This window comes from Pseudomonas sp. P5_152, assembly GCF_033989915.1.
Lineage (GTDB): Bacteria > Pseudomonadota > Gammaproteobacteria > Pseudomonadales > Pseudomonadaceae > Aquipseudomonas.
On record NZ_JASFAH010000002.1, the window covers coordinates 4,609,567 to 4,629,081 of the forward strand.

Genomic DNA, 19,515 nt, shown 5'->3' on the forward strand with positions numbered 1-19,515 from the left:
GAAGGAGTGTGTATGGCTGTGCGCTTGTCATTGGCATTGTCGCTGCTGGTGCTGAGTTCATCGGTGTGGGCGGCCAAGAAGGTCGATCTGGATTACCACGTGCGCCTGTTGCCGCAAAGCGACCAGGCCGAAGTGCGCGTGACCCTGGCTCAGGGCTCGGCGGTGCGCAGCCTCGATTTTGACCTGGCGGACGGCAGCCGCTACAGCGATTTCAAGGCCGACGGCCAGTGGCAACTGACCCCAGGCAAGGCCGTGCGCGGCGTCTGGCGACCTGCCCCCGACAAGGCCAGCCTGACCTATCGGGTGCGTATCAGCCAGCCACGCAAGAACACCACCTTCGAGACCCGCATGACGCCGAACTGGGCCTTGATGCGCGGGGATGACCTGGTGCCGGCAGCGCGCCTGGATCAACAAGATGGCATCGAGTTGGTGGCGCGCCTGGTGTTCGAATTGCCAGCGGGCTGGAAAAGCATCGAGACGGCCTGGCCGCGCATTGGCAAGAACCGCTTTCGTATCGATAACGTCTCCCGACTGTTTGACCGACCCACCGGCTGGATGCTCGCCGGCAACCTGGGCACGCGCCGCACTCGTCTGGGCGAGAGCGAAGTCACGGTTGCCTCGCCGCGCGGGCAGGGTATGCGCCGCATGGACGTGCTGACCCTGCTGACATTCGTCTGGCCGCAGGTGCAGGCGCTGTATCCTCGCCATCCGGGCAAGTTGCTGATCGTCGGCGCCGCCGACCCGATGTGGCGCGGCAGCACGGCCGGGCATGAATCGATCTACCTGCACAGCCGTCTGCCGCTGATCAGCGAAAGCGGCAACAGCCCGTTGTTGCGTGAACTGGCGCAGATGTTCGCGCGGATCAGCGACGAAGAGCGCAGTGACTGGATCAGCGAAGGGTTTGCCGAGTACTACGCCATTGAACTGCTGCGCCGGGCCGGCGGCATGAGCGATGAGCGCTATCAGGTGCTGGAAAACAGCCTGGCCAAGACCGGCCATGGAGTCAGTAGCCTGCGCGGCGAGCAGGCCAATCCGGCCCAGGTGGCCAGGGCGGTATTGCTGATGCAGGAGTTGGATCGCGAGATTCGCCTGAAGACCCGCAACAAGCGCTCACTCGACGACATGCTCCGCGGTGCCATGCACCTGGAACGGATCAGCACCCAGGAGTTCGTGGCATTGGCCGAAAGCATCATCGGCGAGCCATCGAAGGTCCTGGGCAGCGAGTTGCTGCACTAGCGCGTGCGTCGCGCGTCGCGCGGATTACACCCCAGACTTGGGTGAGTTCAACGAATCGTTTCTGGCCACTGGCGCGGTGTGGGTCGCGGCCTCGGCATTGGCCTTGAGGATTTTCAGGTCCTCGCCGGCCCGTTCGATTTTCGCGCGGACGTTGTCCAGGTCCTGGCGGCTCTTTTCCAGGAAGCTTTTTGCCGAGCTATGGCCGGTGATACCCCGCGCCAGGGCGACGCCACCGAGCGCCACCTGGATCAGGCCGAACACGCCGCCACGGCGCAGGCCCTTGCCCACCATCACCACGCCACCCGCCAGCGAGCCGATGCGTTCCCAGCCGTGCACGTTCTGGGTGGGTTGGGTCTGAAAGGGAGTGGAGTCGATACGTTCTACGCGTTTGAGTTCGTTCATCATCTTTCTCCTCAAGGGGCAATGGATATAAAACTGACTGCGCCAGTGCGCGAGTCGTTCCATCGGGCGTGGGGCCGATCAGCGGAATTTAGGCCCGGAACGGGTATTCAGGCCCTTGGCCATGCGGTCGTACAGCACCACGTTGACGGTGGCGGCCAGGTTCATGCAGCCGGTGGTGGGAATGTAGACCACGTCTTCGCACCAGTCGCGGATCTCTTTGTCCAGCGAACCATCTTCGGGGCCGAAGATGTACAGCGCGCGGTCCGGGTGGGTGTACTCGGGCAGCGAGCGGGCGCCTTCCACCAGTTCGACCGCGACCGGGACGCAGCCCAGCGGGAGGATTTTCTTCAGGTCGTCGATGCCGATCAGCGGAATGTCGTAGTGCACCCGCTTGGTGTCGGTGACGAAGTCGGCGGCGCGTTCATAGCGCTTGCCGGTGTAGAACACCGAGGCCACGCCATAACAGCCAGCGGCGCGCATCACCGAGCCAACGTTCTCCGGTGATTTGGGGTTATACAAACCAATGCAGCTGTACCGTTTGTCTGCCACGAGCGGGGTGCCTTCGGGAAAAAGAGCGCGATTATACGGGGAATGGGGGAGGGTGTCTGATTTGCGGATTGCTGGTGTTTGCGGCCTCACCATCGCGAGCAGACGGAGCGCTGCTCGCGATGAAGCAACCTTTTCAATCGTCTTTTTTCATCAGCCCGGCCAACGCGGCAAACGGGTTGTGGGTTGCCTTGGCGATTTTCGGGGTGCTCAGGGAGCCTTCGCTGAAGTACTGCTGGTCGGTGTAGCGCGAGTGTTCGTTGTCGTGGCAATACAGGCACAACAGCTCCCAGTTGGAACCGTCCTGCGGGTTGTTGTCGTGGTTGTGGTCGCGGTGGTGCACGGTCAACTCGCTCAGGCGCTTGCCGGAGAACTCACGGGTGCAGCGCCCGCAGACGTGCGGATACATCTTCAGGGCCTTGTCGCGGTAACCCATTTCCTTGTCGCGCTGGTTGTCAGCGAGGATTCGGTCCAGTTTCGAGGTGTTGGTTGGGGTGGACGAACTCATGGGTTCACCTTTGTAGAAGACGAATGACGGTTATCAACAGAGTTTAGCTCAGCCCTTGAGCTTCTCGGCAATCCAGATGGTGTGGCGAGTGCCCTTGTTGCCATGGGCGAACACCTGCACCTCTTCGGCCTTGAAGCCGGCTTTTTTCAGTTTGTCGGAAAACTGCCGGTCGGCACTGGCCGACCACACGGCCAGCACGCCCTTGGGGCGCAGGGCCTTGGCGCAGGCGGCCAGGCCACCGGCGGAGTACAGCCAGCTGTTGGCTTTCTGGGTCAGGCCTTCGGGGCCGTTGTCGACGTCGAGCATGATCGCGTCGAAGCCCTGGGGTTCGGCTTGCAGGACCTTGGCCACGTCTTCCATGCGGATCACCGTGCGCGGATCCAGTAACGGCTTGCCGGCTTTCTCGCCCAGAGGGCCGCGGTTCCACTCCACCACCCCCGGCACCAGCTCGGCGACCACCACTTCAGCGCTCTTGCCCAGGTGCTTGAGCGCCGAGGCGAGGGTGAAGCCCATGCCCAGGCCGCCGATCAGCACCCGCGAGTTCGGCCGGCCAGCCACCTTGCGGCAGGGAATCTCCGCCAGGGCGTCTTCGGAGCCGTGCATGCGGGTGTTCATCAGTTGCCCGCCATCGCCGCCCTGGATCTTGATGACGAAATCCTCGCCGTACTCGAACAGGCACAGGGCTCCGCCGTTTTCGGGGATTGGGGTGGTGTCGAGCAGAACGAAACGTTTCATGGGAATCTCATTGGGAAAACTGGCATTGATCAGGGCATTCTTGCGCGGTTGGGAGTAGCCTTGAAGCATCAAGCAAGGGCAACGGAGCCATTGATGAAGCGCACCATTCTAACGGTCATTGTGTTGGCCGCGCTCTCGATTAGTGCGGGTCACGCGCAAGAGTTGCAGGCAATCCCGGTCACACCTTCGGCGGCCCCCGGCTCTCCCGGCACCGCAACCCCCACGCCTTATCCGCAGATCACCCCCACGCCAGTGCCCAAGGCCGGCAGTGGCAGCAGCCGTGAGCTGCTGTTGCCGCCTATCGAAAAGCCCAGTCCGCCCAAGGACCAGACCTTGCCGGGGCTGGAACCAACCCCGGCAAAGAGCAAGACCTCGGGCGGTTGAAACGCCGATAGGGCGCCTCAGGCGATCCCCAATACCTTGAACACAAAGGCGTATTCCAGGGCCACGTCGCGCAGGCCCTGGTAACGCCCGCTCATGCCGCCGTGCCCGGCACCCAGTTCGGTCTTGAGCAGCAATAGGTTGTCGTCGGTCTTGGTCACCCGCAGTTTCGCCACCCACTTGGCGGCTTCCCAGTACTGCACGCGGCTGTCGTTGTAGCCTGCGATCACCAGGGTCGCCGGGTACGCTTGCGCGCGGACGTTTTCGTAAGGGGCGTAGGCCTTGATGCGTGCATGGACCTCGGGCTCTTGCGGGTTGCCCCACTCGTCGTATTCGGTGACGGTCAGCGGCAGGTCCGGGTCGAGCATGGTGTTGAGCACGTCGACAAAGGGCACTTCGGCAATGGCTGCGGCGAACAGCTCCGGGCGTTGGTTGAGCACCGCGCCGATCAACAGGCCTCCGGCGCTGCCACCGCTGATCACCAGTTGCGCAGCGCTGGTGAAACCGTTGGCGATCAGGTGTTCGGCGCAGGCGATGAAATCGTCGAAGCTGTTCTGCTTGTGTTGCTGTTTGCCGGCGCGGTACCAGGCTTCGCCCAGCTCACCGCCACCGCGGACATGGGCGATAGCAAAAGCCACGCCACGGTCCAGCAGGCTCAGGCGCGCATGGGAGAACCACGGGTCGAGGCTTTCACCATAGGCGCCGTAGCCATAGAGGTAGAGCGGGGTCGGCTGGCCGAGCATTTCGCGCTTGACCACCAGGCTGATCGGCACCTGGGTGCCATCCGGGGCCGTCGCCCACAGGCGCTGGCTGACATAGGCATCTGCATCGAACGGGCCGAGCACCGGGGTTTCCTTGAGGACGTGCTGCGCGCCGTTGGCCAGTTCCAGCTGGCGTACCTGGGCCGGGCGATTCAGCGCTTCATAACGCAAGCGAATTCGGTCGCTGACAAACTCCAGGCTGTTCTGTACATACAGGCTGTAGGCCGCGTCCGGCAGTTGCACGCGATACGTCGGCAGGCCCTGTGGGTGAACTTCGATTATCGGCAAGCCGCCGATCCGCAGGCTCAGGGTCATGGCGCTGGCGTTCAGGCTCAGGCCTTCGAGCATGACCTCGTCACTGTGGGGGATCAGGTTCTGCCACTGGTCCTCGCTCGGCACCCGTCCCGTGTCCGGGGCCTGGTACAGGGCGAAGTTGATGCCATCGCGGTTGGTGCGGATCAGCCAGCTCCATTGCCCGTCGAGCAGGCCGTGATCGACGTCGTACTCATGGTCTTCGACCCGCGGCGCCAGGCAACTGAAGGCCTGCTGCGGCTGGGAGGCATCGAGTGCCCAGACTTCGCTGGTGGTCTTGCTGCCCAGCGACAGCAGCAACTGGCGCTCGGAGCTGGCGCGATAACAATGCAGGAAAAACCGCCCGTCGGGCTCATGGAACACTTCTTCGGCCACCGTGCCGTCCAGGCGGTAGCGGTACAGCTTGTGCGGGCGATGGGTGTCGTCGAGCTCGGCGAAGAACAGCGTCAGGCTGTCGTTGGCCCAGGTCATGCTGCCGTCGCAATCCTCGAACGCAAGCTCGCTGACCTTGCCGCTGGCCAGTTCCTTGACGAACAGGGTGTAAATCTCCTCGCCGGTGGTGTCGAGGCTGTAGGCCAGGCGCCGGTGGTCGGGACTGATGCTGAAGGCGCCCAGGGAGAAAAAGCCGCCGTTGGCCAGCACGTTGGGGTCCAGCAGCAATTCTTCGGCGCTTTCATCGACCTGCAAACCGTCATCGGCCGGGCGTGGGCAGCGGTAATGCCGGGCGTACTCGTCACCGGCGGTGGTGCGGGTGTAGTACAGGTACGGACCCCAAGGGGAGGGCAGCGACAGGTCGGTCTCGAGAATCCGCCCCTTGATTTCGTTGAACAGGCTTTCACGCAGCTCGGCCTGGTCGGCCAGCATGGCTTGCTGATAGGCGTTTTCGGCCTTGAGGTAGTCGAGCACGGGCGCCGTGTCCCGTTCCTGCAGCCAGGCGTACGGGTCATCCCCGTCGGCCTTGTGGGCAATCGGGGCGCTACTGGCGTGGGCACAATGGGGCATGGGTGGCTCTCGGCAAGTGTGCAAAAAGGGCTTCACGGACAGCGGTGCAGCCTGATCAGTGAAAAGCCGTTATCATAAGCGCCTCTTTGCCTGCCATGCCATGGACACCATGACCGAGAACGACTATCTGATCGCTTGGGGCCTCTACGCCTTTGCCGCTTTGGGCTGCCTGTTGGTGTGGATGCGCATGACCCGCTGGATGTGGCGCTACTTGCGTGAGCCGCTGCGCCTGATCATGGCGGTGCTGTTGTTCAGCCCGACCATCATCGACCCGGTGAAGGAAAAATTCGCCCCGGCCATCGCCATTACCGCCCTCGACCTGCTGTTCAAGGTCGGCAACAACGCCTGGCGCGCCATCTCCGACCTGTTCATGTACGGCATCATCGCCCTCGCGCTGTACCTGGTGTTCGTGCTGATCCGTCTGCCAATCGAGCGTGCCGCCAAGGCGCGCAAGCAGCAGTCCGCTGCCGCCCAGGCCGCGGCCCAGGCGGCTGATCCCGAGGACGACCAACCCTTCGGCGGGGCCGGTGATGATCGTTATGGTCGCCCCCCTGTGCCGAGCAACCCCCAGCGTTCGCGAGTCGAACCCCGTCTCTGATAGCCCTGCATTGAAGCGAGAGTCCCGGCATGTGTGAGTTATTGGGCATGAGCGCCAATGTCCCGACCGATATCGTGTTCAGCTTTACCGGGCTGATGCAGCGCGGCGGGCGCACCGGTCCGCACCGCGATGGCTGGGGCATCGCCTTTTACGAAGGTCGTGGCCTGCGCTTGTTCCAGGACCCGGCGGCGAGTTGCGATTCAGAAGTCGCGCAACTGGTGCAGCGTTATCCGATCAAGAGCGAAGTGGTGATCGGCCATATCCGCCAGGCCAACGTCGGCAAGGTCTGCCTGTCCAACACCCATCCCTTCGTGCGTGAGTTGTGGGGACGCAACTGGTGTTTCGCGCATAACGGCCAGCTCGCCGGGTTCCAGCCGACGGCCAGTTTTTACCGGCCGGTGGGCGATACCGACAGCGAAGCGGCGTTCTGCGATTTGCTCAACCGAGTGCGTGCCGCCTTCCCCGAGCCGGTGGAGGTCGAGCAATTGCTGCCGAGCCTGGTGGCCGCCTGCGCCGAATACCGCAGCAAGGGCGTGTTCAACTGCCTGCTGAGCGACGGCGACTGGCTGTTCTGCTATTGCTCGACCAAGCTGGCGCAGATCACCCGCCGCGCCCCCTTTGGCCCGGCGCGCCTGAAGGACGTGGACGTGATTGTCGACTTCCAGGCCGAGACCACTCCCAACGATGTGGTGACCGTGATCGCCACCGAGCCGTTGACCGAAAACGAAACCTGGACTCGCTACGAACCGGGCCAATGGAGCCTGTGGCGGCGCGGCGAATGCGTCAGCCACGGCCAGACCGAATAGGGATCCGCCGCTATGTTGCTCAGTTATGTGCGTCTGGTGTTGTTTGCCATCGGCCTGTTGGTGGGCGTCCAGGTGCCTGGTTTCATCAATGACTACGCCAAGCGGGTCGAAGCCCACCTGATCGAGTCGCAGACCGGCCTGCAAGGTTTCCAGAACACCGCCGAGCAGTTTTTCAAGGGTGACCTGCAAGCGCTGGTGGCCCACTACCGCGCCAGCGAAGACCCGATCTTTCGCAGCGACGCCGACAGCCTGAACACCTTGCTCACCCGCCAGGTGGCGTTGGACAAGCAGTTCCAGGCCATGCAAGGCCCGTGGTACATCCGCGTCCTGCAAGTGGCGTTGGCGGCCGATCCGGACATTCGCCAGGAAACCTGGAACGGCTACAGCTACCAGATCCTGCTGACCCCCGAAGCCATGGCCTGGGGTCTGGGCGGGGCGATGCTGCTGTCGTTCGGTCTGGAATGCCTGTTCCGCCTGATCGACTGGGTGGTGCTGGGCGGCAAGCGCCTGCGCCAGAGCCGGCCGATTGAAGAGCGGGATTTGCGCGGGTTGTAACTGCGATGACGGTGTGTCAGTCACCGTCGATGCCGACTGTGCAGGCCCCATCGCGGGCAAGCCCGCTCCCACAATGTGAATTTGGCTGCTCGCAGATCCTGCATACACCAAGGACCGTGTGGGAGCGGGCTTGCCCGCGATAGCAGTGTGTCAGTCACCGTCGATGCCGACTGTGCAGGCCCCATCGCGGGCAAGCCCGCTCCCACAATGTGAATTTGGCTGCTCGCAGATCCTGCATACACCAAGGACCGTGTGGGGGGCTTGCCCGCGATAGCAGTGTGTCAGTCACCGTCGATGTCGACTGTGCAGGCCCCATCGCGGGCAAGCCCGCTCCCACAATGTGAATTTGGCTGCTCGCAGATCCTGCATACACCAAAGGGCAGTGTGGGAGCGGGCTTGCCCGCGATAGCAGTGTGTCAGTCACCGTCGATGTCGACTGTGCAGGCCCCATCGCGGGCAAGCCCGCTCCCACAATGTGAATTTGGCTGCTCGCAGATCCTGCATACACCAAGGACCGTGTGGGAGCGGGCTTGACCGCGATAGCAGTGTGTCAGTCACCGTCGATGCCGACTGTGCAGGCCCCATCGCGGGCAAGCCCGCTCCCACAATGTGAATTTGGCTGCTCGCAGATCCTGCATACACCAAGGACCGTGTGGGAGCGGGCTTGCCCGCGATAGCAGTGTGTCAGGCCCCGTCGATGTCTACTGTGCAGGCCCCATCGCGGGCAAGCCCGCTCCCACAATGTGAATTTGGCTGCTCGCAGATCCTGCATACACCAAGGACCGTGTGGGAGCGGGCTTGCCCGCGATAGCAGTGTGTCAGGCCCCATCGATGTCGCAGGTACTGGCCTCATCGCGAGAAGACGGACGTCAACGATGACGCGTATCAGGTAGGCGCCAGCACGATGTAGTCCTCACCCACCTTGCGCCCATAGTCTTCCACCACCTGCTGGCACAGCGCGACAATCTCCTCGACCCATTCCGCCCCCACTCGCCACGACACCACCACCTGCAGGTTGGGCGGGCGCTGGTCGATGGCCAGCAGGGTCAATTCGCCGCGCGCCAGTTCTTCGCTCACCAGTACCGGCGGCAAGGCGCCAATGCCGAAGCCGTCACGCAGCAGGCGGGTGATCGCCGACACCGAGTTCACACAGTTCAGGCGCGGCGCGAGCACGCCGTTGGCCTGCATCAAACTGAGCACTTCCTGGTGCGGGTGGGAGTTTTTCGAGTAGGTGATGATCCGCTCGCGGGCCAGTTCGGCGATGCTCGCGTACTCGCGGTTGTAGATCGAGTTGCTGGCGACGATCCAGCCGATCGGGTGGCTGGCCAGCTCCAGGCTGCGCACGCTTTCCTGGCGCAGCAGGTCGGTTTGCAGGATCAGGTCGAGAAAGCCTTTTTGCAGTTGATCGCAGAGGTTGAGCGAGGTATCGGCGACCAGCTCGATTTCCAGTAACGGATAGTGATCGGTGATTTGCGCCACCAGCGGACTGAGCCAAGTGTGGATCACCGTGTCCATCACCCCGATGCGCACCCGACCGGCCTTGCTCGAGCGGGTTTCCAGGGACTGCTTGAGCGCCTGCATGGTGTCGATCATCTGCTCGGCATAGTCGAGCACCTTCAAGCCTTCGGGCGTCAGCTTCACGCCCCGCGAATCGCGCAGGAACAGCTTCACCCCCAGCTCGCCTTCGAGCACTGCGATGCGGCTGGAAATCGAGGCCTGGGTGGTGAACAGCTTATCGGCGGTGAGACGAAAACTTTTCAGCCGGGCGACCCAGACAAAGGTTTCGAGGAACTTGAGGTTCATGAGATCAACTTTTTCTTATGTCTTGGCAGGGGTTTTATTAGTTGGACGGGCAGGGCGCCGTCGTCGAAAAATGCGCCAGAGCCCACGATATGCGTCGTAGCGGCTCAGAACAATACCAATAAAAATTACGCGGAGATTCGCCATGAGTGCGCCCGACACGACCGACGCCGTCCAGACCCCGGTCGGCAGCCGCCCCGGTCCCTTTGACTGGTATCGCAACATCAACCAGCAAGAGCGCCGTACCTTCTGGAGCTGCAAGATCGGTTATGGCCTGGATGGCATGGACACCCAGATGCTCAGCTTCGTGGTGCCGACGCTCATCGCGATGTGGGGCATCACCACCGGCGAAGCCGGCTTGATCCACACCAGCACCCTGATCGCCTCGGCCATCGGTGGCTGGGTCGCCGGGATCCTCTCCGACCGCATCGGCCGGGTGCGCACCTTGCAACTCACCGTGCTCTGGTTCGCTTTCTTCACCTTCCTCTGCGGCTTCGCGCAAAACTACGAGCAACTGCTGATCGCCAGGACCCTGATGGGCTTCGGCTTTGGTGGTGAATGGACCGCTGGCGCGGTACTGATCGGCGAAGTGATTCGCGCCAAGGACCGCGGCAAGGCCGTGGGCATGGTGCAATCGGGTTGGGCCCTGGGTTGGGGGCTGACGGCGATCCTCTACGCCGTGCTGTTTTCCCTGCTGCCGCCCGAAGATGCCTGGCGCGCGCTGTTCCTGTTGGGCATCGTGCCTGCCGTGTTTGTGATCTTCGTCCGTCGTCTGGTCAAGGACCCGGAAATCTATCGTGAAGCCAAGGCCCGCCAGGAGCCGAGCAACCCGTCGAAGTTCTACGAGATCTTCGCCCCCGGCATGCTCAGCACCACGATTCGCGCCTCGCTGCTGACCACCGGCGCCCTCGGCGGGTACTACGCAATCACTTCCTGGCTGCCGACTTTCCTGAAAAACGAGCGTGGCTTGAGCGTGCTCGGCACTGGCGGTTACCTGGCCATGGTGATTGTCGGCTCCTACGTCGGCTACGTGATCAGCGCGTATCTGACCGATATTCTGGGGCGCAAGAAGAACTTCATTCTGTTCGCGGTCGGTTCGTTCACCATTGTCCTGCTCTACACCCAGTTGCCGGTCAGCAATGGCGTGATGTTGTGGCTGGGCTTTCCCCTGGGCTTTTTTGCCTCGGGCATCTTCAGCGGCATGGGCGCCTTCCTCACCGAGCTGTTTCCGACTCGCATCCGGGGCTCGGGCCAGGGTTTTTGCTACAACGTCGGCCGCGCGCTGGCGGCGCTGTTCCCGCTGCTGATCGGCCTGCTCAGCCAGACCGTGCCGCTCAGTGTGGGGATTGGGGCGTTCGCGGCGGTGTCCTACGGTGTGGTGATCCTGGCGGCCCTGAGCCTGCCGGAAACCCGTGGCAAGCAACTCGACGCGCAGTAACTGCTAATCTGCGAGGCTGCTCGAAGCCCCGTGGTCAAAACGATAAAAATTCACAGGAGCACTCACCGTGAGCCGCCTGTTACTGAACTGCGATATCGGCGAAAGCTTTGGCAACTGGACCATGGGTCTGGATGCCGAGGTGATGCCGTTCATTGATTGCGCCAACATCGCCTGCGGTTTCCATGCCGGTGATCCCAGCATCATGCGCCAGACCGTCAGCCTGGCCCTGAGCCATGGCGTGCGGGTCGGCGCCCATCCGGCCTATCAGGACCTGCAAGGGTTTGGCCGCCGGTCCATGGCCTACAGCGCCCAGGAAATCCAGGACCTGCTGCACTATCAGGTCGGCGCGCTGGACGGCATCTGCCGCGCCCAGGGTGCACGCGTGAGCTACGTCAAACCCCACGGCGCGATGTACAACGACATGATGGCCAACCCGGCGCAGTTGCGCGCCGTGATCCAGGCCGTCGCGGCCTACGACCGGCAACTGCCGCTGATGCTGATGGCCACCCGTGACAACCGCGCGGCCCAGGCTTTGGGCGATGAGTACGGTGTGACGCTGTGGTTCGAAGCCTTCGCCGATCGTGCCTACGACAGCGCCGGGCACCTGGTGTCGCGGCAGTTGCCGGGCGCGGTGCATCACGCTGCCGAGAAAATCATCGAGCAGGCGCTGATCATTGCCCGTGGCGGTGAGTTGCTCGCCAGCGACGGCAGCCCTCTGTTGCTGCAGGCCAACACCCTGTGTGTGCACGGTGACAACGCCAGTTCCGTGGCAGCCGTGCAGCGTATCCGCGAGGCCTTGAATCAGCAGAGTCCATCATGAAGCCACGGGTTGAAGTGGTAGCGATCGATTGCCTGATGGTCCGTCTGTTCGATGAGATCGCCGAAAGCAACATGCCGTGGATGCTCGCTGCCTGCGTGCGGCTACGGGAAAATTTCGCCGGGCACCTGATCGACCTGGTGCCGTCCTACACCACCTTGATGGTGCATTACGACCTGCTCGCCCTGAGCCCGGCCCAGGCTCGGGAGCTGATTGCCCAGGCCCTGAACGGTCTGACGCCGGATGCCCAGGCCAGTGGTCAATGTCATGTGCTGCCGGTCTGGTACCACCCAAGTGTCGGCCCGGAGCTGAGCCTGCTGGCGCAGCGCAGTGGCTTGGCAGTGGATGAGGTGATCCGCCGGCACAGTGAGCGCGAGTACCAGGTGTTCGCCCTCGGGTTTGCCCCGGGTTTTGCCTTCATGGGCCTGGTGGAAGAAGTGCTGGCCGCGCCGCGCCTCAATACCCCGCGCAAGCGGGTGGCGGCCGGCAGCGTCGGGATTGCCGAGCGCCAGACGGCGGCCTATCCGGTGGTGTCGCCGGGTGGCTGGAACCTGATTGGCCGCACCCCGGCCAGACTGTTCGACCGTGGCCGGGATGGCTACAGCCTGATGCAGCCGGGCGATACCGTGCGTTTCGCCGCGGTCAGCCACGCCGAGTTCGTCAACCTGGGTGGCGATGACACCCCGCTGGAGGTATCGGCATGAGCCGCTTGAGCATTGAGGCCAGCACGCCGCTGTGCCTGTTGCAGGATGCCGGACGCTTCGGCGTGCGCCACCTGGGCGTGACCCAGGGCGGGGCGGCGGACTGGTTGTCGATGTCCTGGGCCAACCGCCTGCTGGGCAATTCGCTGGAGGCGGCGGTGATCGAGGTGACGCTCGGCGGCTTGACCCTGCAGGCGCAGGACGATTGTTGCCTGGCGCTGGCGGGGGCCGACCTCGGCGCGTTGCTGGATGGCCAGCCCCTGGCACCGTGGCGCAGTTTTATCCTGCGCCAGGGCCAGCGCTTGCAGTTCACCCAACCGCGGCTGGGCGCACGGGCTTACCTGGCGGCGCCCGGCGGCTTCGTTGCGCCGCAGGTGTTGGGCAGTTGCGCCACTGTAGTGCGGGAGGAGCTGGGCGGACTGGACGGCTTCGGTCGCCCGCTGGCCAAGGGCACGGAACTGAGTTACGTCGGGCCTGCAGCGACAGTGCGCGAAGTGCCGGTCGAGCAGCGCCCGGACTTCGGCCGTGCGCCGGTGCTGGATCTGGTGCTGGGTGCGCAACATGGTGAGTTCAGTGGGCAAAGCCTGTTCGATGCCTTCAACAGCGCCTGGACCCTGGACACCCGCGCCGACCGCATGGGCATGCGCTTGCTGGGCCCGGCCTTGCAGTATCAAGGCCGGCCGATGATCTCCGAAGGTATTCCGCTGGGCGCGGTGCAGGTGCCGCCAGACGGGCAGCCGATCGTGTTGCTCAACGACCGGCAGACCATTGGCGGTTATCCACGGTTGGGGGCGCTGACGCCACTGGCCCTGGCCCGTCTGGCGCAGTGCCTGCCGGGTCAGCAGGTACGGCTGGCGCCGGTGGTGCAGGAGACCGCGCATCGTCAGCACCGGGAATTGCTGCAGCGGTTCAGGTGATCGCAGGCTTAGCTAGGGACATTGTAGGAGCGAGCTTGCTCGCGAAGAGGCCTGCACAGCCCCTTTGCCATCGCGAGCAGGTTTTGCATACACCCACAACCTTTGTGGGAGCGGGCCTTGGGTGTGCCCGACCGTCAACCGGTCATTTGGAGAGAAACCGCATCCCTTCTTCCAGCCCACGCAAGGTCAGGGGATACATCTGGTCCTCGATCAAATCGCGCACGATCTTGGTCGAAGAGGTGTAGCCCCACGTATCTTTCGGATAGGGGTTGATCCAGATGAGCTTCTTGTACTTCTCCATGAAGCGCTGCATCCACACGTAACCCGGTTCTTCGTTCCAGTGTTCGACACTGCCGCCAGCCTGGGTAATTTCATAGGGGGCCATTGCGGCGTCACCGATGAAGATCACTTTGTAGTCAGCGCCGTACTTGTGTAGCAGGTCCTGGGTCGAGGTGCGTTCGGAGGTGCGGCGCATGTTGTTCTTCCACACTGACTCATAAACGAAGTTGTGGAAGTAGTAGTACTCCAGGTGCTTGAACTCGGTCTTGCAGGCCGAGAACAGCTCCTCGCAAGTCTTCACGTGGGCGTCCATCGAGCCGCCGATGTCGAACAGCAGCAACAGCTTGACCGTGTTGCGTCGCTCTGGCCGCATCTGGATATTCAGCAGCCCGGCATCGCGCGCGGTGTGGTCGATGGTGCCATCGATGTCCAGCTCTTCCGCCGCACCCTGGCGCGCAAACTTGCGCAACCGGCGCAAGGCCACCTTGATGTTGCGTGTGCCCAGTTCCACCGAGTCGTCGAGGTTCTTGTACTCGCGCTGATCCCAGACTTTGACTGCTTTGCCCTGGCGCTTGCCGGCATCGCCGACCCGGATCCCTTCCGGGTTGAAGCCGCCGGAGCCGAAAGGGCTGGTGCCGCCGGTGCCGATCCATTTGTTGCCGCCGGCGTGGCGTTCCTTTTGTTCTTCGAGGCGTTTCTTGAACTCTTCGATCAGCTTGTCCAGGCCACCCAGGGACTGGATCTGCGCGCGCTCCTCATCGCTGAGCGAGCGCTCGAATTCCTTGCGCAACCAGTCTTCGGGAATCAGCGCCTGAAGGTGCTCGTCGAGTTTTTCCAGGCCATTGAAGTAGGCACCGAACGCCCGATCGAACTTGTCGAAATGCCGTTCGTCCTTGACCAGGATCGCCCGCGCCAGGTAGTAGAACTCGTCCATGTCGGCGAAGGTCACGCGCTGTTTCAGCGCGTTGATCAGGTCCAGCAGTTCGCGCACCGAGACCGGAACCTTGGCCGCGCGCATTTCATTGAACAGGTTGAGCAGCATGGCAGCAGCCTCTTAGCGGGTGCCGCGACGGCTCATGAACGCCAGGCGCTCGAGCAACTGCACGTCCTGCTCGTTCTTCACCAGGGCTCCGGCCAGTGGCGGAATGGCCTTGGTCGGATCGCGCTCGCGCAGCACCGCTTCGCCGATGTTGTCGGCCATCAGCAGCTTGAGCCAGTCCACCAGTTCCGAGGTCGATGGCTTTTTCTTCAGGCCCGGCACCTTGCGCACGTCGAAGAACACGTCCAGCGCTTCGCTGACCAGGTCTTTCTTGATGTCCGGGTAGTGCACGTCGACGATCTTCTGCAGGGTGGTGCGGTCCGGGAAGGCGATGTAGTGGAAGAAGCAGCGGCGCAGGAAAGCGTCCGGCAGCTCTTTCTCGTTGTTGGAGGTAATGATGATGATCGGACGTTGCTTGGCCTTGATGGTCTCGTCGATTTCGTAGACGTAGAACTCCATCTTGTCGAGTTCTTGCAGCAGGTCGTTGGGGAACTCGATGTCGGCCTTGTCGATTTCGTCGATCAGCAGGATCACCCGCTCCTCCGACTCGAAGGCTTCCCACAGCTTGCCCTTCTTCAGGTAGTTGCGGATGTCATGGACCTTGTCCACGCCCAGTTGCGAATCGCGCAGGCGGCTGACCGCGTCGTACTCATACAGTCCCTGGTGAGCCTTGGTGGTGGACTTGATGTGCCAGGTGATCAGGCGCGCACCGAAGGACTCGGCCAGTTGCTCGGCAAGCATGGTCTTGCCGGTGCCCGGCTCACCCTTGACCAGCAGTGGCCGCTCCAGGGTAATGGCGGCGCTGACCGCCAGCTTCAGGTCATCGGTGGCGACGTATGCGCGGGTGCCTTCGAACTTCATCGGTAATTCCTCGAACAGTAGCGCCGACCTGCGCCGGGCAGGGCGGGGGAAAGAGATCACATGCCCGACTATAACGCGGCGCCCGGTCGACTGTGAACGCAGACGGCTTATTCAGTCTCTGAATGGGGCGTCACATGGTGACTCAGTCAGCTGACGGCTTTGGCTGCTCGTATCGGGCATTAAAAGCCTTGATGAAGCCGTTACGCAGAATCTGCAGGAAGGCCTGGAAGGCGCTGATGTCCTGTTTATGCACGCTGCCACTGAGTTCGATCCGGGTAGCGAACTGGTTTTTCGGTTGATTTTTGAGCACGGTTTCAGTGGTGCCCACCAATGCCTCCCAGACCGAACGGAAGATGCCTTTCTTTTCGTTGGCTACATCCTGCTGCCAGTTGAACACATCGACATCACGCAGCAGGGGCTTGATGTAGCCCTTGAGCTGGCCCTTGTTGGCCTGGGCTTCGATGACCACGTCACCGTGGCCGGCATTGAAGTCGAACTTGCCGTAGGCCGCGGCGAAGTCGTTCATGCGCTTGAGTTCGATGTCCTTGACCCGCAGGCGGAACTCGAACTCCTCGAAATTGCTCAGGGGGTCGAAGGTGGCGGTGGTTTCCAGCGGGGCGTGCCCCAGCAGCAGGGCCTTGCCCTCGAAACGTGCGTCGCGTCGGCCCTTGACGTCCACCACGTTGGTCAGGTTGAACACGCTGGCATCGACCTGAGTGGCCTGCATGTCGACCGGCGGCTTGGAAGTGAAGTTGTGAAAGGTAATCCGCCCGTTATCGATGCGTACTTCGTCCAGGGTGATGGGTAGCAGTTTGCCCAGCTGTGCCCGCCAGTCGGTGCCACGACCGGTCTGGGAGGCTTGCTTGTTGCCGCCGTCGACGAAATTCAGTTCGGGTTTGACGAACAGCACCTTGGCCACCACGGCGTGGTCGTACCACAGTGAATGCCAACTGACGGACAGGTCGATCAGCGGCGCCTTGACGAACGGTACCGGTACCTTGCCCTGGACCTTGACGATCTGCAGCCCGTTGATCCGGTAGGCGCCGCGCCACAAGGCCAGGTCGACGTCGCTGATCTGCCCGCGGTAGTCACCCATCTCGGCCAGCTTGTCGTTCAGGTAGTCGCGCACCAGGTAGGGCAGGGCGACGTGCAGGGCCACCAGCAGCAACGTTATGCCGGCCAGCGACCAGAGGGGCCAACGGTATCGACGTTTCATGGCGTCTCGCTCAGGTTGTATAAAACGATGGACTGCGCGGGCGCGCAGACGTTCGTCTCGACTGGACGCCCAAGGGTGCGAGGCATACCCTTGAAGGCTTCTTCAATGCTGTACAAGGACCCAGCCATGAGCCGCATTTTTGCTGACAACGCCCACTCCATCGGCAATACGCCGCTGGTGCAGATCAACCGTATCGCGCCGCGTGGTGTCACCATCCTGGCCAAGATCGAAGGGCGAAACCCGGGTTATTCGGTCAAGTGCCGGATCGGCGCGAACATGATCTGGGACGCTGAAAGCACCGGCAAACTCAAGCCGGGCATGACCATCGTCGAGCCGACCTCGGGCAATACCGGCATCGGCCTGGCGTTCGTCGCGGCCGCGCGTGGCTACAAGCTGATGCTGACCATGCCGGCCTCGATGAGCATCGAGCGACGCAAGGTGCTCAAGGCCCTGGGAGCCGAACTGGTCTTGACCGAACCGGCCAAGGGCATGAAGGGCGCGATTGAAAAAGCCGCAGAAATCCTCGCCAGCGATCCGACCCAATACTTCATGCCGCAGCAGTTCGATAACCCGGCCAACCCGGCGATCCACGAAAAGACCACCGGTCCGGAAATCTGGAACGACACTGATGGCGCAGTGGATGTGCTGGTCGCCGGCGTTGGCACCGGTGGCACCATTACTGGCATCTCGCGTTACATCAAGCACACCCAGGGCAAGCCGATTCTTTCGGTGGCGGTGGAACCTGTGGTCTCGCCAGTGATCACTCAATTGATGGCCGGTGAAGAAATCAAGCCGAGCCCGCACAAGATCCAGGGGATCGGGGCTGGTTTTGTGCCGAAGAATCTTGATCTGTCGATCGTCGATCGGGTCGAGTTGGTCAGTGACGAGGAGTCCAAGGCCATGGCCCTGCGCTTGATGCAGGAGGAGGGGATCCTGTGCGGTATTTCCTGTGGCGCGGCGATGGCAGTGGCCGTGCGCCTGGCCGAGACCCCGGAAATGCAGGGCAAGACGATTGTGGTGATCCTGCCTGACTCCGGTGAGCGTTATCTGTCGAGCATGCTGTTCAGTGATCTGTTCACCGAGCAGGAGAATCAGCAGTAAGGCGTAGAGGTAGGGGCGAGTGCCGCAAGCGGGCGCCGCAAGCAGGTGCCGCAAGCGGGCAACCGCTCCTATAGCAGAGGAATGGAGGGCGCTGGGTTTGATCCCGGTCAGTCAGGGTTCAGCAAGCTTGTGTTACTTAGGTTTGTTGCGCAAACCTCAATACTGAATGTTAGGAAGTGCGGTTTTTTGCAAGGTCGGCAATGAGTATCATGGCCGCCTGCCACGTCGGGTAAATGGCGCTGCGCAGTGACGTTATTTTTCAAGGAGTTGTTGCATGAGTTTTTCTTTCGCCGCCAAGGCTTCGCTGTTGTTGCTGTTTATCGGCAGCACCCTCTATGTGCACTTGCGCGGCAAGGCGCGATTGCCGGTTTTGCGGCAGTTCGTCAACCATTCGGCCTTGTTCGCCCCCTACAACGCCTTGATGTACCTGTTCTCCGCGGTGCCTTCCAAGCCGTACCTGGACCGCAGCAAGTTTGCCGAACTGGATGTGCTCAGGGACAACTGGCAAGTGATTCGCGACGAGGCCATGCATCTGTTCGACGAGGGCTACATCCGCGCCGCCGAGCACAATAACGATGCCGGGTTCGGTTCGTTCTTCAAGAAAGGCTGGAAGCGTTTTTACCTCAAGTGGTACGACAAGGCGCTGCCTTCGGCCGAGGCCCTGTGCCCCAGGACCGTCGCGCTGGTCAATAGCATTCCCAACGTCAAGGGCGCGATGTTCGCCCTGTTGCCCGGTGGCAGTCACCTCAACCCCCATCGCGATCCGTTTGCCGGCTCTCTGCGATATCACCTGGGCCTGTCCACGCCGAACTCCGATGACTGCCGGATTTTTGTCGATGGCCAGCCCTATGCCTGGCGCGATGGCGAAGACGTGATGTTCGATGAAACCTACGTGCACTGGGTCAAGAACGAAACCGAGCAGACCCGGGTCATTCTGTTCTGTGACATTGAGCGGCCGTTGAGCAACCGCTTGATGACCCGCCTCAACCGCTGGGTCAGTGGCCTGCTCGGCCGCGCCACCGCACCGCAGAATCTGGATGACGAGCGGGTAGGTGGGATCAACCAGATGTATGCCTGGAGCAAGAACTCCAGCGACCGGTTCAGTGCCGTGTTCAAGCAATGGAAACGTCGCAACCCCAAGCTGTACCGCATCCTGCGCCCGGTGTTGGCGGTGCTGGTGTTGACGCTGCTCGGTTACTGGCTGTTCGGTTGATCAGCAACCTGCAACACCGATATCCGGTCCACCTGCAGCAGGTTGTTGCAATCCATGTCGAGCGCTGGTTATAGTCAGCGCTCGCCGGGTTTGAAGCCCGGCGCTTTCCTCTCCTGAAAAAAGATCCGCCCATGCCTGCATCCCACATCAACGCGGTAGTCGATTCAGCAGTCAACGCTGACGTCGTGCCGTGCGGGAATCTGCAGCCTGCGCAGATCAGTCACTACCCCCCTCCTGTCTGTCGCACGCCAGTGTGCGCGGTGGTCTCGCCGCCAGGTGTCGGTTGCTCGG

General features: G+C 62.4%; 20 protein-coding genes. 11 read left to right on the forward strand and 9 right to left on the reverse strand.

Going from position 1 to position 19,515, the window contains the following annotated elements:
• Positions 1-12: 12 nt before the first annotated feature.
• A complete protein-coding gene (locus QMK50_RS20900; protein WP_320333862.1) occupies positions 13-1,236 on the forward strand; it encodes a hypothetical protein in 1,224 nt (407 codons plus the stop codon).
• Between the two features lie 24 nt (positions 1,237-1,260).
• Here the strand turns inward: QMK50_RS20900 and QMK50_RS20905 are convergent, their stop codons facing one another.
• From QMK50_RS20905 to QMK50_RS20920, 4 genes are all read right to left on the reverse strand, one after another.
• The gene (locus tag QMK50_RS20905; RefSeq protein ID WP_095171658.1) at positions 1,261-1,638 is read right to left on the reverse strand and encodes a DUF2892 domain-containing protein; all 378 of its coding nucleotides are present in this window, start codon (positions 1,636-1,638) and stop codon (positions 1,261-1,263) included.
• A 78-nt stretch (positions 1,639-1,716) separates the two neighbouring features.
• Complete coding sequence (locus tag QMK50_RS20910) at positions 1,717-2,187, reverse strand: RNA methyltransferase (protein ID WP_095171660.1); 471 nt, start codon at positions 2,185-2,187, stop codon at positions 1,717-1,719.
• Positions 2,188-2,320: 133 nt separating this feature from the next.
• Positions 2,321-2,692, reverse strand: a complete 372-nt coding sequence (locus QMK50_RS20915) for a YajD family HNH nuclease (RefSeq protein WP_095171662.1) — start codon at positions 2,690-2,692, stop codon at positions 2,321-2,323.
• Positions 2,693-2,740: 48 nt separating this feature from the next.
• Entirely contained in the window at positions 2,741-3,427 is a 687-nt protein-coding gene (locus tag QMK50_RS20920) for a spermidine synthase (protein WP_095171697.1), read from the reverse strand.
• Between the two features lie 93 nt (positions 3,428-3,520).
• On the opposite strand from QMK50_RS20920, the gene QMK50_RS20925 reads away from it, so the two are divergent.
• Positions 3,521-3,811, forward strand: a complete 291-nt coding sequence (locus QMK50_RS20925) for a hypothetical protein (RefSeq protein WP_320333863.1) — start codon at positions 3,521-3,523, stop codon at positions 3,809-3,811.
• A gap of 17 nt (positions 3,812-3,828) precedes the next feature.
• On the opposite strand, the gene QMK50_RS20930 is transcribed toward QMK50_RS20925, so the two are convergent.
• Entirely contained in the window at positions 3,829-5,883 is a 2,055-nt protein-coding gene (locus QMK50_RS20930; RefSeq protein WP_320333864.1) for a S9 family peptidase, read from the reverse strand.
• Positions 5,884-5,983: 100 nt separating this feature from the next.
• On the opposite strand from QMK50_RS20930, the gene QMK50_RS20935 reads away from it, so the two are divergent.
• From QMK50_RS20935 to QMK50_RS20945, 3 genes are read left to right on the forward strand one after another with little or no spacing between them, the layout of a single operon-like run.
• Positions 5,984-6,481, forward strand: a complete 498-nt coding sequence (locus QMK50_RS20935) for an MFS transporter (protein ID WP_095171667.1) — start codon at positions 5,984-5,986, stop codon at positions 6,479-6,481.
• 29 nt (positions 6,482-6,510) lie between these two features.
• The gene (locus QMK50_RS20940; RefSeq protein ID WP_095171669.1) at positions 6,511-7,287 is read left to right on the forward strand and encodes a class II glutamine amidotransferase; all 777 of its coding nucleotides are present in this window, start codon (positions 6,511-6,513) and stop codon (positions 7,285-7,287) included.
• A gap of 12 nt (positions 7,288-7,299) precedes the next feature.
• Positions 7,300-7,842, forward strand: a complete 543-nt coding sequence (locus QMK50_RS20945; protein ID WP_095171671.1) for a DUF2937 family protein — start codon at positions 7,300-7,302, stop codon at positions 7,840-7,842.
• A gap of 885 nt (positions 7,843-8,727) precedes the next feature.
• Here QMK50_RS20945 and QMK50_RS20950 read toward each other — a convergent pair.
• On the reverse strand, positions 8,728-9,645 hold the full coding sequence (locus QMK50_RS20950) for a LysR family transcriptional regulator (RefSeq protein WP_320333865.1): 918 nt from the start codon (positions 9,643-9,645) through the stop codon (positions 8,728-8,730).
• Positions 9,646-9,787: 142 nt separating this feature from the next.
• Here QMK50_RS20950 and QMK50_RS20955 point away from each other — a divergent pair, with 142 nt between their 5' ends.
• The 4 genes from QMK50_RS20955 to QMK50_RS20970 all read left to right on the forward strand — a co-directional run bounded on the left by QMK50_RS20955 (position 9,788) and on the right by QMK50_RS20970 (position 13,515).
• The gene (locus tag QMK50_RS20955) at positions 9,788-11,080 is read left to right on the forward strand and encodes an MFS transporter (protein WP_095171674.1); all 1,293 of its coding nucleotides are present in this window, start codon (positions 9,788-9,790) and stop codon (positions 11,078-11,080) included.
• 67 nt (positions 11,081-11,147) lie between these two features.
• Positions 11,148-11,900, forward strand: coding sequence for a 5-oxoprolinase subunit PxpA (locus tag QMK50_RS20960; protein WP_320333866.1), 753 nt, complete (start codon positions 11,148-11,150; stop codon positions 11,898-11,900).
• The gene (pxpB, locus tag QMK50_RS20965) at positions 11,897-12,601 is read left to right on the forward strand and encodes a 5-oxoprolinase subunit PxpB (RefSeq protein ID WP_320333867.1); all 705 of its coding nucleotides are present in this window, start codon (positions 11,897-11,899) and stop codon (positions 12,599-12,601) included. The genes QMK50_RS20960 and pxpB overlap by 4 nt, the downstream gene beginning before the upstream one ends.
• Complete coding sequence (locus QMK50_RS20970; protein ID WP_320333868.1) at positions 12,598-13,515, forward strand: biotin-dependent carboxyltransferase family protein; 918 nt, start codon at positions 12,598-12,600, stop codon at positions 13,513-13,515. The genes pxpB and QMK50_RS20970 overlap by 4 nt, the downstream gene beginning before the upstream one ends.
• 142 nt (positions 13,516-13,657) lie before the next feature.
• Here the strand turns inward: QMK50_RS20970 and QMK50_RS20975 are convergent, their stop codons facing one another.
• The 3 genes from QMK50_RS20975 to QMK50_RS20985 all read right to left on the reverse strand — a co-directional run bounded on the left by QMK50_RS20975 (position 13,658) and on the right by QMK50_RS20985 (position 16,910).
• Positions 13,658-14,836 carry a VWA domain-containing protein gene (locus tag QMK50_RS20975; RefSeq protein WP_320333869.1) on the reverse strand — a complete coding sequence of 393 codons (1,179 nt, stop codon included), beginning with the start codon at positions 14,834-14,836 and terminating at the stop codon, positions 13,658-13,660.
• A gap of 12 nt (positions 14,837-14,848) precedes the next feature.
• Positions 14,849-15,694, reverse strand: a complete 846-nt coding sequence (locus QMK50_RS20980; protein WP_320333870.1) for a MoxR family ATPase — start codon at positions 15,692-15,694, stop codon at positions 14,849-14,851.
• A gap of 142 nt (positions 15,695-15,836) precedes the next feature.
• Positions 15,837-16,910, reverse strand: coding sequence for a DUF748 domain-containing protein (locus tag QMK50_RS20985; RefSeq protein ID WP_320333871.1), 1,074 nt, complete (start codon positions 16,908-16,910; stop codon positions 15,837-15,839).
• Positions 16,911-17,036: 126 nt separating this feature from the next.
• Here QMK50_RS20985 and cysK point away from each other — a divergent pair, with 126 nt between their 5' ends.
• Together cysK and QMK50_RS20995 are read left to right on the forward strand one after the other, a co-directional pair.
• A complete protein-coding gene (gene cysK / locus QMK50_RS20990) occupies positions 17,037-18,011 on the forward strand; it encodes a cysteine synthase A (protein WP_095171684.1) in 975 nt (324 codons plus the stop codon).
• A 274-nt stretch (positions 18,012-18,285) separates the two neighbouring features.
• On the forward strand, positions 18,286-19,224 hold the full coding sequence (locus QMK50_RS20995) for an aspartyl/asparaginyl beta-hydroxylase domain-containing protein (protein WP_320333872.1): 939 nt from the start codon (positions 18,286-18,288) through the stop codon (positions 19,222-19,224).
• Positions 19,225-19,515: the final 291 nt, after the last annotated feature.